The sequence below is a fragment of the Streptomyces sp. NPDC051051 genome (assembly GCF_040682975.1).
Lineage (GTDB): Bacteria > Actinomycetota > Actinomycetes > Streptomycetales > Streptomycetaceae > Streptomyces.
In genome coordinates this window covers 20,201-30,772 of record NZ_JBFBCB010000068.1, presented here as the reverse complement: position 1 = coordinate 30,772, position 10,572 = coordinate 20,201, and the positions used below count along the sequence as shown (strand labels likewise).

General features: G+C 73.7%; 9 protein-coding genes and 1 pseudogene. 4 read left to right on the top strand and 6 right to left on the bottom strand.

Annotation, left to right across the window (positions count from 1 at the left end; all coding sequences use genetic code 11):
* Nucleotides 1-319: 319 nt before the first annotated feature.
* A complete protein-coding gene (locus AB0N31_RS33040; protein WP_366062183.1) occupies nucleotides 320-1,735 on the bottom strand; it encodes a PLP-dependent aminotransferase family protein in 1,416 nt (471 codons plus the stop codon).
* Nucleotides 1,736-1,782: 47 nt separating this feature from the next.
* Between AB0N31_RS33040 and AB0N31_RS33035 the strand changes: the two genes are divergently transcribed.
* Nucleotides 1,783-2,367: a carboxymuconolactone decarboxylase family protein gene (locus tag AB0N31_RS33035; protein ID WP_366062182.1), complete on the top strand. Its 585-nt coding sequence runs from the start codon at nucleotides 1,783-1,785 to the stop codon at nucleotides 2,365-2,367.
* A gap of 67 nt (nucleotides 2,368-2,434) precedes the next feature.
* Here the strand turns inward: AB0N31_RS33035 and AB0N31_RS33030 are convergent, their stop codons facing one another.
* Both AB0N31_RS33030 and AB0N31_RS33025 read right to left on the bottom strand, forming a co-directional pair.
* Nucleotides 2,435-3,955 carry a glutamate synthase subunit beta gene (locus tag AB0N31_RS33030; RefSeq protein ID WP_366062181.1) on the bottom strand — a complete coding sequence of 507 codons (1,521 nt, stop codon included), beginning with the start codon at nucleotides 3,953-3,955 and terminating at the stop codon, nucleotides 2,435-2,437.
* Between the two features lie 358 nt (nucleotides 3,956-4,313).
* Nucleotides 4,314-5,015 (bottom strand): DUF2293 domain-containing protein, encoded by a 702-nt coding sequence (locus AB0N31_RS33025; protein ID WP_366062180.1) that lies wholly within the window; start codon nucleotides 5,013-5,015, stop codon nucleotides 4,314-4,316.
* 212 nt (nucleotides 5,016-5,227) lie between these two features.
* On the opposite strand from AB0N31_RS33025, the gene AB0N31_RS33020 reads away from it, so the two are divergent.
* Both AB0N31_RS33020 and AB0N31_RS33015 read left to right on the top strand, forming a co-directional pair.
* Complete coding sequence (locus AB0N31_RS33020; protein ID WP_366062179.1) at nucleotides 5,228-5,887, top strand: uridine kinase; 660 nt, start codon at nucleotides 5,228-5,230, stop codon at nucleotides 5,885-5,887.
* Nucleotides 5,888-6,035: 148 nt separating this feature from the next.
* The gene (locus AB0N31_RS33015; RefSeq protein WP_366062178.1) at nucleotides 6,036-6,470 is read left to right on the top strand and encodes a CBS domain-containing protein; all 435 of its coding nucleotides are present in this window, start codon (nucleotides 6,036-6,038) and stop codon (nucleotides 6,468-6,470) included.
* A gap of 24 nt (nucleotides 6,471-6,494) precedes the next feature.
* Here the strand turns inward: AB0N31_RS33015 and AB0N31_RS33010 are convergent, their stop codons facing one another.
* Nucleotides 6,495-7,622, bottom strand: coding sequence for a magnesium and cobalt transport protein CorA (locus tag AB0N31_RS33010; protein ID WP_366062177.1), 1,128 nt, complete (start codon nucleotides 7,620-7,622; stop codon nucleotides 6,495-6,497).
* Nucleotides 7,623-7,875: 253 nt separating this feature from the next.
* Between AB0N31_RS33010 and AB0N31_RS33005 the strand changes: the two are divergent.
* Nucleotides 7,876-8,526 (top strand): annotated as a pseudogene (locus AB0N31_RS33005) (methyltransferase); the annotation flags it as partial.
* Between the two features lie 118 nt (nucleotides 8,527-8,644).
* On the opposite strand, the gene AB0N31_RS33000 reads toward AB0N31_RS33005, so the two are convergent.
* Together AB0N31_RS33000 and AB0N31_RS32995 are read right to left on the bottom strand one after the other, a co-directional pair.
* Nucleotides 8,645-9,562, bottom strand: coding sequence for a sugar kinase (locus AB0N31_RS33000; protein ID WP_366062185.1), 918 nt, complete (start codon nucleotides 9,560-9,562; stop codon nucleotides 8,645-8,647).
* A 98-nt stretch (nucleotides 9,563-9,660) separates the two neighbouring features.
* A complete protein-coding gene (locus AB0N31_RS32995; protein WP_366062184.1) occupies nucleotides 9,661-10,566 on the bottom strand; it encodes a pseudouridine-5'-phosphate glycosidase in 906 nt (301 codons plus the stop codon).
* Nucleotides 10,567-10,572: the final 6 nt, after the last annotated feature.

Sequence of the window (10,572 nt, the reverse complement as noted above, 5' to 3'; positions counted from 1 at the left end):
CGATACTGGTTGTATCGGGGCGATCCCGACAACGCGGCGAGCGTGCGTGCCAGGCGTCGCCGGGCAGACGGGACTTTCGAAACACGCCCTAGGCGCCCGGGGCGCCGGGGCGTCAGGACGGGATTCCGTGGGGCGACGGTCGGCGTCCGGGGCCAGTTCGCTCGGGACGAAGTCCGTCGCGCCGTCCGCCGGCGCCGAGCCTCCGGCGGCGGGATCCCGTCCCTCGGTTCCGGGAAGGAGGCGGCGTCCGGGCGCGGGACGCGGCGTCCGGCACCTCCCCGGAGGCGGGGCACGAGAGGGCGGCCCGGGGAGCGGAGGCTCAGGGCAGTACGCCGAGCAGTGCGTCCAGCGCCGCCGCGTAGGCGTGCTCGGAGGGCGTGGCGTATCCCACGACCAGTCCGTCGTGCGCCGCCATGTCCGTCTGCGGGTGCCGGAAGCCGGCCAGGCCGTCCAGCGCGACGCCCCGCCGGACGGCCGCCTCGACCGTGGTCCGCTCGGTGCCCGGCGGCAGCCGCAGCACCGCGTGCAGTCCGGCCGCGACCCCGGTGACGCCGACCCGCGGCGCGTGCTCGGCGAGCGCCGCCACCAGACGGTCCCGGCGGCCCCGGTACCGCTGTCGCATACGCCGCACATGGCGGTCGTAGGCCCCGGAGACGATGAGGTCGGCCAGGCCCAGCTGGTCCGGCACGCTCGCCCAGGCCTCCCGGTCGCCCTTGGCCGCGAGCACGTCGCCGACGTACCGTTCCGGCAGCACCATCCAGCCCAGCCGCAGGGCCGGTGACAGGCTCTTGCTGACCGAGCCGAGGTGGATCACGTGCTCGGGGTCCATGCCCTGGAGCGCGCCGACGGGCTTGCGGTCGTAGCGGAACTCGCCGTCGTAGTCGTCCTCCAGCACCACGCCGCCCCGCGCGCGTGCCCAGTCGATCACGGCGGCCCGGCGACTCGCGTGCAGCGGGCCGCCGGTCGGGAACTGGTGGGCGGGCGTGAGCAGCACACCCCGCTCGCGCCCCAGCAGGTCGACGCGCGCCCCGTCCTCGTCGAGCGGGAGCGGCACCGTCCGCACGCCCGCCGAGGCCAGCAACTCCCGGTGGAACCGCAGCCCGTACGCCTCCACCGCCAGCGGGCCGCGCAGTGCCCCGCCCCCGCCCTGGCCGAACAGCAGCCGCAGCGCGTGCGCGAAGCCGGAGCAGATCACGATGCGGTCGGGTTCGGTGCGCACGCCGCGCGCGCGTGCCAGGTACTCCGTGAGCGCCTCGCGCAACTCGCGGCGCCCGGCGGGGTCACCGGGTCCGAACACCTCGTTGGGTGCCTGCTGGAGCGCCCGCCGGTAGGACGCCAGCCAGGCCGCACGCGGGAACGCCGACGCGTCCGGGGTGCCCTGGCGCAGGTCGTGCCGCGGACCACGCGCGCGTGGAGGTGCCTCAACGGGCCTTCGCACGGCGTGTCGCAAGGGCTCCGTGCGGTCGGCGACCCGCGTACCGGACCCCTGCCGCGCCGTCAGCCAGCCCTCCGCCACCAGTTCGGCGTAGGCGTCGGCCACCGTGTTGCGTGCGACCCCGAGATCGGCGGCGAGGGAACGGTAGGGCGGCAGCCGGGTGCCCGGAGCGAGCCGTCCGCCGCGCACGGCCTCGCGCAGCGCCCGGATCAGCGCGGCCCGCCGTCCGCCCGGACCGGACAGCTCCAGATGCAGGTCGGCACCGATCCGCTCAGCGGAATTGACCCATGATTCCTCCATGGAAATGCACCCTACAGAGGGTCTTTCCGGCTCATAGATTGATCTGCATGACGACGAACACGGCGAACGCGACGAGCCCGGCCGACACGGCGAACGCAGCTTCCACGACGAACGCGGCGAACGCGGCGAGCACGGTGAACGCGGCGAGTGCGGCGAGTGCGGCGAGTGCGACGGACACGATCGGCACGAGCCGTCTGGACTTCGCGAAGTCCGCCCGCACGGCGTTCCGCGCGCTCGTCGGCTTCGACGCCGCCGCCCGCGAGGGACTCGACCCCGCCCTCGTCGAACTGATCCAGATCCGCGCCTCCCACCTCAACCACTGCGCGTACTGCCTGTACATGCACACGAACGACGCGCGCAAGGCCGGCGAGAGCGAGGACCGGCTGCACCTGGTCGCCGTCTGGCGCGAGGCCCGGCACTTCTACACGGAGAAGGAGCAGGCCGCCCTGGCCCTGACCGAAGCGGTCACGCTGGTGGCCGACAAAGGCGTCCCGGACGACGTCTACGCACAGGCCGCGGCCTGTTTCGACGACACGGAACTCGCCCGGGTGCTGGCACTCATCTGCACGATCAACACCTGGAACCGGGTCGCCCTGGCCACCGCCAAGGTGGCGGGCACCGACGAGCGCTGAAGTGACCGCCCCCAGACCGGCGGCACCGCACGGTCACCGGCACCGCACGGTCACCGGCATCGCACGGTCACCGACTGCGCGCCTCACCGGCCGCCGGTTCCTGCACGCTCATCGGCCGGTCGTACGGCCCGATCGGTGCCGGCAGCCGTGAGCTTCCCGTCAGACGGTGGTCGACGGCCGCGGCGACCGCCCGGCCCTCCGCGATCGCCCATACGATCAGCGACTGCCCGCGGGCGGCGTCCCCGGCGGCGAACACACCGGGCACGTTCGTCGCGAAACCCGCGTCCCGCGCGATCGTGCCGCGCGGCTCCAGCGCCAGCCCCAGCTGTTCGGTGAGCCCGTCGTCCCGGTCGGGACCGGAGAAACCGAGGGCCAGCAGGACGAGGTCGGCGGAGAGCGCCCGCGCGGTGCCCTCCACCGGCCGCCGTTTCGCGTCGACCTCGACGAGGTGCAGCGCCCGGACGTGCCCGTTCTCGTCGCCGGTGAAGCGGAGCGTGGACGCCGCGAACAGGCGCGCGTCCGCGTCCGCCGCCGGCGCGACGCCCAGGTCGCGTGCCTCCTCGTGCGCGGCGGACAGCCGGTAGATCTTCGGGTACGTCGGCCAGGGATCGGTGTCCTCGTCGCGCTCCGCGCCCGGCTGGGCGTAGATGTCCAGCTGCGTCACGGATGCGGCACCCTCCCGGATCGCCGTGCCCAGGCAGTCGGCGCCCGTGTCACCGCCGCCGACGATGACGACGTGCTTGCCGGCGGCGGACATCGGGGACCGCTCCAGGTCGCCCTCGCACACCCGGTTGGCCAGCGGCAGATACTCCATCGCCTGCTGGATTCCGGTCAACTCCCGCCCCGGTACGTGTAGTTCCCGCCACTCGGTCGCTCCGGTGGCGATCACCACGGCGTCGTAACGCGTCCGCAGATCGTCGGCCATGACATCCCGCCCGACCGTGGTCGACGTACGGAACTTCGTGCCCTCCGCCCGCATCTGCTCGATCCGGCGGTCCAGCTGCCGCTTCTCCATCTTGAACTCGGGGATGCCGTACCGCATCAGCCCACCGACCCGGTCGTCCTTCTCGTAGACGGCGACCGTGTGCCCGGCCCGCGTCAGCTGCTGGGCGGCGGCCAGCCCGGTCGGCCCGGAGCCGATCACCGCCACCGTCCGCCCGGACAGCCGGTCCGGTGGCCGGGGCGGGGTGAGCCCGTCCGCCCAGGCCCGGTCCGCGATGGCGGCCTCGACGTTCTTGATCGTGACGGCGGGCTGGTTGATGGCGAGCACGCAACCCGCCTCGCACGGAGCGGGGCACAACCGCCCGGTGAACTCGGGGAAGTTGTTCGTCGCGTGCAGCCGGTCGCTCGCCGCCCGCCAGTCCTCGCGGGAGACCAGGTCGTTCCACTCGGGGATCAGATTGCCGAGCGGGCAGGCGTCGTGGCAGAACGGGACGCCGCAGTCCATGCAACGATCGGCCTGTGCGCTGATGAGGGGGAGCAGTGCCCCGGGGACGTAGACCTCGTCCCAGTCGCGGACCCGCTCTCCGACCGGCCGGCGCGGCCAGTCCTGGCGGGGTGTGGTTAGGAATCCCTTGGGATCGGCCATGGCCGTCTTCCTTGCGTGCGCTTGCGACGGGGCCGTGCGTCATCGGGCGGCACTCTTGCGGCCACGATACGTCCGCTCCGTGCCCCGCGCAGGGCGCAGGGCAGCGCCTGCCGGGAGCAGGCCGACCGTCGGGTCAGGGCCTGTCGCGAGCGGGCCCGGCCGTCAGGTCGGCGTCGGCACGTGGGCGGGCGCGGCGTCGGCACGTGGGTCCTCTCCGCAGGAAGGTCGAGAATCCGAAGAAGGCCCCCGCCACCAGCCCGGTCTCGGAGACCGGCCTGCTCGGCTGCTGACCTGTTCGGAGGCCGGCCTGCTCGGAGGCCGGTGTGTTCGAATGCCGACGTGTCCGGTGCCGCCCACCTCAGCCACTGGCGGCACCGACCTCCTTCCACCCCCACTCCCGCAGCACCGCCGCCACGCCCGCCGTGATCCGCTGCCGCGCCTCCCGTCGCGGCACCCCACTCATCAGCAATTCGTCGTACGGGGTGTCCAGATGCCGTACGGACGCCACGACCGCCGACACCACCGCGCCCTCGGACAACAGCCGCCCGGCGGCACTGCGTCCCACCCGCCCGCTGCCCCGCTCCGACGCGTGCGCGGCGATCGTGCGGGCCCGGTCCCGCGGGCAGCGGGGGAACATCCGCAGGATCTCCTCCGTGAACGCCTCCGCGAACCGCGCGTCCTGTGCCGCCCGCCGACGGGCGTTCCGCGCCCGGCGCCGCCTGCGCGCCTCGGCGTCCGCCAGGCATCGCGCCTCCGCCCGCGCCAGCCCCGCCTCCTCGACGAGGACGCCCTGCCGCTCGTAGCGACCCCTGCGGCGGTTGAACCGCACGACGACCACGCAGAGGGTGCTCTCCTCCCGCGCCCTGCGCGTGAGCGCCGTGTCGCCGCGCGGCAGGAAGACGAGATGCCCGAGGTCCGCGCAGCCGAGGCAGTGCGGCACGCCGTCCTCGACGACGAGCAGCCGCAGCGGTCCTCGCCGGCATCCGGCACAGTGCCGCCGACGCGACGACTGGACCGCGACAAGTCCGGTACCGGGCAGTGGAGTTGGGGAGACCCGCATACCTGCTGCATTCCCCCCTCCCGAGCCTGCCCCCACCCGATCACCGCGCCGCGTCGCAACGCGCCCCGCCCGTCCCGTGCGGCGTGTACACGGACACCCGGTGCGGTAGGACACCGCCGCCTCGAACGGCCGGACCGCCTCCGCCATGCCCCTCCTCCGCGTGGCCGGCCTGTGCAGCGGCATGGTCGTCCCGGATCGCCACCTGTCGCATCATGGGCCGTGTGCGACTCGAAGCGATCACGTGGGAACGTCTCGGCGACCTCCTCGCCGACCGCCTGCTCGACCTGAAGCCGGAGGACGGCAGCCCATGGCCGCGCATCGCCTTCGACGGCGCCCCGGCGGCCCGACCAGGAGACCTCGCCGAACGCGTCGCCGAGGCGCTGCGGGTACGCGGACGCCCCTCCCGCGTCATCGGCACCCAGGGCTTCCTGCGACCGGCCTCCGTCCGCCTGGAGTACGGCCACCACGACGTCGAGGCCTACTACGACGGCTGGTTCGACACCGGTGCCCTGTGGCGTGAGGTGTTCGGTCCCCTCGAACCCGGCGGCAGCGGGCGGATCCTGCCCGACCTGTGGGACCCGGTCACCGACCGGGCCACCCGCAGTCCCTACGTCCAACTCCCGCAGGGCGGAATTCTGTTGCTGCACGGCCCCCTCCTGCTGCGCCACTGGTTCCCCTTCGACCTGACCGTCCACGTCCTCCTCTCCCCACCCGCCCTGCGCCGCCGTACCGCCGAGGCCGACCGGTGGACCCTGCCCGCCTTCGAGCGCTACGACCAGGAGACCGACCCGGCGGCCACGGCGGACGTCCTGGTCCGCGCGGACGACCCACGACGACCGGCGTGGAGCGGGCGACCCGCGGACGCCCGCTGACCCTCTGCCCGTCGCCCCCTGTCTCCCGCCGGACATGCGGTCGGGGAAAGGCCCGGAGAGAATGGGACGCCGGGACACGAGAGTGCAGGGCACCGGGACAGTGGCGCGCACCGCGTCGCGCCGGCCGTCCCGCACCGGGAGGTACACCATGACCACCGCCGGACAGATCATGCACCGGGGCGCCCAGTGGATCCCCGCCCACGAGACCCTCGACCGCGCCGCCCAGCTGATGCGCGACCTCAACGTCGGGGCCCTCCCCATCAGCGACGAGAACGAGCGACTCTGCGGCATCCTCACCGACCGTGACATCGTCGTCGGCTGTGTGGCCATGGGGCACGACCCCGCCGAGGTCACCGCCGGCCAGATGGCCAAGGGGACCCCGCGCTGGGTCGATGCCGACGCCGATGTCAGTGAGGTGCTCCAGGAGATGCAGGGGCACCAGATCAAGCGGCTGCCGGTGATCGAGAACAAGCGCCTGGTGGGCATGATCAGTGAGGCCGATCTCGCCCGGCACCTCACCGACGATCAGATGGCGTCCTGGGCCGAGAGCGTCTACGCCGGGACGGGTACCGCCCCCTCCTGACTCCGGCCGCCGTGAGCCGTTCCCTCAGAGCCAGCCGTTGCGGCGGAAGCCGCGGTACAGCGCCAGGCAGGCGGCGGTTATCAGTCCGACGGCCATGCCGTAGCCGTACTTCCAGTGCAGCTCCGGCATGCGGTCGAAGTTCATGCCGTAGACCCCGCAGATCATGGTCGGTACGGCGACGATCGCGGCCCAGGCGGTGATCTTCCGCATGTCCTCGTTCTGCGCGACGGTGACCTGGGCGAGGTGCGCCTGGAGGATCGAGTTGAGCAGTTCGTCGAAGGCCGCGATCTGCTCCGTGGCGCGCAGCAGATGGTCGGAGACGTCACGGAAGTAGGCCTGTATCTCGGGGTCGACCACCCGCATCGGCCGGGCCGCCAGATCCTGGAGCGGCCGGCTCAGCGGCACCACCGCCCGCTTCAGCTCCAGCAGTTCCCGCTTGAGCTGGTAGATGCGCCCGGGGTCGGCCCGCGCCCCGTTCTCCGCGAAGACGTCCGTCTCGACCTGGTCGATGTCCATCTGTGCGGCGTCGATGACGTTGAGGTACTCGTCGACCACCTGGTCCGCGACCGCGTGCAGCACCGCTGACGGTCCCTTGGCGAGCTGGTCGGGATCGGACTCCAGCCCCTCACGCAGCGGGCCCAGCGAGCCGTGTCGCCCGTGACGCACGGTGACGACGAAGTCCTGGCCGACGAACACCATGATCTCGCCGGTGTCGACCACCTCGCTCGTCGCCGTGAGCTGCTCGTGCTCGACATAACAGACCGTCTTGAACACCGCGAACAGCGTCTCGCCGTACCGCTCCACCTTCGGGCGCTGATGTGCTTCGACCGCGTCCTCGACCGCCAGCGGATGGAGGTCGAAGAGGTCGGCGATGTCCGCGAACTCCGCGTTCGTCGGCTCGTGGAGGCCGAGCCAGACGAATCCGTTCCCGCTCTTGCGCACCCGCTCCACGGTGTCGACCAGGTCGCCGCCGGCCGGGACGCGCGCGCCCTCGCGGTAGGTCACGCAGTTCACCACCGAGGAACCCAGCGGCGACCGCGCGGGATGGCTCAGATCGACCCGAGCCCGCCGCCGGGCCAGGCGCGCCACCCTGCGCAGACCGCCCACCCCGCCCAGGCCAGTGACCTTCCGCAGATTCCCCGCCATGGTCATCCCGACCTCCTTCTCGGATCCCCCCGCGTGATCTCACGCCGTGGCGCGCCAGTCTGCCAGGCCCGCGCAGACCCCGGGCAAGCCTGTGGAAAGGGGACGTTCCACTTGGTTCCCGCCTGTGGACAACCTGAAGTGGGTCTGCCCCGGAGACGGCTTCCCACCCCCTTCCGCACCTTGTCGGGACTGCCCCGGCTCCCGTGTCCCGGTCGCGTCGCCCGCTCCGGTCGACCGGGACGACCGGGACGATCGCGGCATGACGCGAGCCGACCACCGACACCTCCTCGACAACCGGCGGACCGAGGCGGGAGAGCGCTTCGACGCCCTCGCCACCCTCTTCGCCCCGGCGACGTTCCGGCACCTCGAGGGCCTGGGCGCGGGGCCCCGCCCGCCGGTCGAGGTACGGGTGCACGACGTCGGAACGGAGCAGCCGCCGGGAGAGGGCTTCGACCTGGTCCACGCCCGGCTCGCCCTCACCCACGTACCGCAGCGGGGACAAGCCCTGCGCTCGATGACCGAGGCCCTGCGGCCGGGTGGGTGGCTCCTCCCGGAGGACGCGGACCCGCCCTCCAGCCGGCTCTGCCCGGACGAGCACGGCCCCGAACAGCAGTGGGCGAACCGCCTGCGCCACGGCTTCCGCAAGCTCCTGGCCGACCGCGGTGCCGACCTCTCGTACGGCCGCAGGCTCCCGCGCCTGCCGCGCGAGGCAGGACTGCACGACATAGAGGCCGCCGCCTTCTTCCCCCTCACCTCGCCCGCCTGCGCCGCGCTGGAATCCGCCACGGTCCGCCAGATCCGCGCCGACCTCGTGACCGCCGGCCTCACGACCGACGAGGACATCGACCGCCACCTCGCCGACGTCGCCTCAGGTGGCATGGACCTTGCGACGGCCCCGATGATCTCGGCCCGGGGAGGAAGGGACAGCCGCCGATGGCAGGTTCGGCCACCGCCCCCGACAGCGGCCCACCGGGACCCGCCGTGCGACCGACGCTGCCTGACGTCGACGGCGTCGCCCAGGCCACCCCTCACCGAGCGCCGGCCGACTCCACCGCCCCGGTGGGCCGTCCCGGTCTGCCGCCCACCCGCTCCACCGCCAGCGCGCCCGCCCCGCACCCCTCGACCGCGGCCTTCGCGGGCTCCGCGCCCCCGAGCAGGGCGGCGAGGAACGCGCCGGTGAAGGCGTCGCCCGCGCCCGTCGTGTCGCGCGGTGTCGCCGGGACAGCCCGAACGCGGGCGACGACGGCGCCGCCCTGGGCCACCACGGCTCCGTCCGCCCCCTGCTTGGCCACCACCAGCGGCACGCGTCGGCTGAGTTCGGCGGCCGCGTCCGCCCCGTCGGCCGATCCGGTCAGCAGACAGGCCTCGTCCCGGCTGGGCAGCAGCACGTCCACGCCCCGCACCAGGGCCAGGAACCGGTCGGCGCCCAGTTCCGCCAGGAATCCCGCCGACGCCGGGTCCAGGCTCACCGGCACCCCGCGCGCGCGTGCCGATGCCAGCGCCGTCCGCACCAGCGCCCGTCCCGACGCGGAGAACAGCAGGTAGCCCGACAGATGCAGTCGGCCGACCCCGTCGAGCAGCGCGTCCGACCAGTCGTCCGGTTCGATCCGCAGGGAGGCGCCGCTGTCGGTGAGGAACGTCCGCTCGGCCGCGGCCCCGGTGTCGACCAGGCAGACCACCGTCCCCGTCGGCGCCTCGGGATCGACGACGAGCAAGGGCCGTACCCCGCACGCGACCAGCTCGCGTTCGTGCCAGGCCGCCGCCTCCGCACCCACCCGGCCGAGCAGCCGTACGTCCGCACAACCCCAGTGCGCCGCCCAGCACGCCACGTTGGCGCCCGCGCCCCCCGGCAGCGTCCGGACCACCGCGGCCGTGTCCGTTCCCGAGGCCAGCGGCCCCCGGTGGCGCGCGACGACGTCCGTGACGACATCCCCGACCACCAGCAGCGCCCCGCCCCCGCGCCGGCCGCGCGCGGGAGAGGCGTCCGGCCCCGGGCCGTCGGAGCCGCGATCCGCCCCGCCGGAACCCGGTCCCGGACCGCCGGTCACGCCCCGGCCCACGCCGAGGCGATCCGCCCCGCCAGCCGTACGTTGCCTCGCACCGCGGCCAGGTTGGCGCTCAGGGAGGCGCCGTCGGTGTGGCGGACCAGGTGGTCGAGCAGGAACGGCGTGACGGCCTGGCCCGTGACCCCCTCCGCCGCACAGACCTCCAGCGCCTCCGCGAGCACGCGCGCGTGCAGCGCGGGATCCAGCTGCTCCTCCTCCGGCACCGGATTCGCGACGATCAGCGCCGACTCCGGCAGACCGAGCGCGACCTGAGCCCGCATCACGTCCGCCACCTGACCGGGACTCTCCAGCGTCCAGTCCACCGGATGCCCCGAGTCGGACAGGTAGAAGCCGGGAAAGCGGTCGGTGCCGTACCCGGCGACGGCGACCCCCAGCGTCTCCAGTCGCTGGAGCGTCGCCGGCACGTCCAGGATCGACTTCACCCCCGCGCACACCACCGTGATCCGGGTACGCGCCAGCAGGCCCAGATCGGCCGACTCGTCCTGGGTGACCGTCCACTCCCGGTGCACCCCACCGAGTCCGCCCGTCGCGAACACCCGCACCCCGGCCAGCGCCGCGAGCAGCGCGGTCGCCGACACCGTGGTCGCCCCGCTCGCCCCCGAGGCGACCGCGAGCGGCAGGTCGCGGTGGCCCAGCTTGCGGATGCCGTCCGCATTGGCGACCCGCTCCAACTGCTGCTTGTCCAATCCGACATGGGGCCGCCCGTCCAGCACGGCGATCGTCGCCGGTACGGCGCCCTCCGCGCGCACCAGCGCCTCCAGCTCCCGCGCCACCTGAAGGTTGCGCGGACGGGGCAGCCCGTGGGCGATGATCGTGGACTCCAGCGCCACCACGGGGCGACGCGCGTCGACCGCCTCCCGCACCTCTTCCGACACCACCAGCACCACGTG

What these genes read in the sequence shown, in the direction of transcription:
- AB0N31_RS33040 (WP_366062183.1), bottom strand. Translation starts at nt 1,735, where the DNA reads ATGGAGGAATCATGGGTCAATTCCGCTGAGCGGATCGGTGCCGACCTG.
- AB0N31_RS33035 (WP_366062182.1), top strand. Translation starts at nt 1,783, where the DNA reads ATGACGACGAACACGGCGAACGCGACGAGCCCGGCCGACACGGCGAAC.
- AB0N31_RS33030 (WP_366062181.1), bottom strand. Translation starts at nt 3,955, where the DNA reads ATGGCCGATCCCAAGGGATTCCTAACCACACCCCGCCAGGACTGGCCG.
- AB0N31_RS33025 (WP_366062180.1), bottom strand. Translation starts at nt 5,015, where the DNA reads ATGCGGGTCTCCCCAACTCCACTGCCCGGTACCGGACTTGTCGCGGTC.
- AB0N31_RS33020 (WP_366062179.1), top strand. Translation starts at nt 5,228, where the DNA reads ATGGGCCGTGTGCGACTCGAAGCGATCACGTGGGAACGTCTCGGCGAC.
- AB0N31_RS33015 (WP_366062178.1), top strand. Translation starts at nt 6,036, where the DNA reads ATGACCACCGCCGGACAGATCATGCACCGGGGCGCCCAGTGGATCCCC.
- AB0N31_RS33010 (WP_366062177.1), bottom strand. Translation starts at nt 7,622, where the DNA reads ATGACCATGGCGGGGAATCTGCGGAAGGTCACTGGCCTGGGCGGGGTG.